Raw genomic sequence first — 1394 nt, 5'->3', positions numbered from 1 at the left:
GCGAACTCGATGCAGAGAAAGCAGAAACGGATCCTCCGACCTTGCCCCCCTCAGCCTCTCCGAACTCAGGCGTCTGATCCACCGCCTCACTCGCCGCCACCCAGCACCCATCGACCACGTCCTGCACTGGTCACACTGGCGACGCAGACGACAACACCAAGCCCGCATCAGCCACTACAAACGACGCGGCCACACACCACCAGAAATTGCCCAACCGTCACGGCAAAGACCGTTGCAGTATTAGGCGGTGTCTGATGGCTCTTGCCCGGGGTGGTGGATCTGCTGCCGCTCCGGGCATGAGTCGGTCATGGTGCGTCGGCATGAACTGACGAATGCTCAGTGGGATCGCATAGCCCCGCTGCTGCCGGAGACCGGCGGGCCCGGTGGACGGTGGGCCGACCACAGGACCGTGGTCAACGGCGTGCTCTACCGGACCCGGACCGGCATTCCCTGGCGTGACCTGCCCGAACGCTACGGCTCCTGGCAGACCGTCTACGAACGCCACCGCCGCTGGTCGGCCGACGGGACCTGGTCGAAGATTCTGCGAGCGTTGCAGGCCGGCGCCGACTCCACCGGGCAGGACGCGGAGGGCTCGTGGGCGGTCAACGTCGACTCCACCACCTGCCGGGCCCACCAGCACGCGGCCGGAGCCCGGCATGCACCCCCGGCCGACCATCCCGAAAAAGGGGTGGCACACGTGTGGACGCAGAGGGCCGTGAGTCCCTGGGACGCTCCCGGGGCGGGCTGACCAGCAAGGTCCACCTGCTGGCAGATGACCGCTGCCGTCCCCTGGTCTGGCTGACCTCGCCCGGCCAGCGCGGGGACAGCCCGATGTTCATCCCGCTCATGCAGGCCCTGAACGTTGCCCGCACCGGAGCCGGACGTCCCCGCACCCGGCCGGACCGGGCCCGCGGCGACAAGGCGTACTCCAGTCGCGCCAACCGCGTCTACCTGCGTAAACGCGGGATCAAGGCAACCATCGCCCAGCCGGACGACCAGCGCGCGAAGCGCCGCGGGCGCGGCCGAGCCGGCGGACGCCCGCCGTCCTTCGACCGCGAGCAGTACCGCCAGCGCAACACCGTCGAACGCTGCATCGGGAAGCTGAAACAGCACCGGGCCGTCGCGACTCGGTACGACAAACGCGACTACATCTTCAACGGCACCCTGGCCACAGCAGCCATCGTGATCTGGCTCCGCGACCTCATCAAAGAGCCATCAGACACCGCCTAGTACTGCAACGGTCTTTGCCGTGACGGTTGGGCAATTTCTGGTGGTGTGTGGCCGCGTCGTTTGTAGTGGCTGATGCGGGCTTGGTGTTGTCGTCTGCGTCGCCAGTGTGAGGTGCCCCCCGGAGTGTGGACACAGGGGTTCATGCTGCGAGTGTGAGTCTACGT

At 67.2% G+C, this 1394-nt stretch carries 1 protein-coding gene; it reads left to right on the top strand.

All coding sequences use genetic code 11. The features are described from left to right. The first annotated feature begins 307 nt into the window (after positions 1–307). A protein-coding gene (locus IE185_RS32810) for an IS5 family transposase (protein WP_373303782.1) occupies positions 308–1230 on the top strand; the annotation gives its coding sequence in 2 pieces (ribosomal slippage) (positions 308–683 and positions 683–1230; 924 coding nt in all). Positions 1231–1394: the final 164 nt, after the last annotated feature.

The sequence above is a fragment of the Streptomyces chryseus genome (genome assembly GCF_014650755.1).
In the GTDB taxonomy this organism is placed as follows: Bacteria; Actinomycetota; Actinomycetes; order Streptomycetales; family Streptomycetaceae; genus Streptomyces; species Streptomyces chryseus.
The sequence above is the reverse complement of the archived record's forward strand: the minus strand, read 5'-3'. Positions and strand labels throughout refer to the sequence as shown.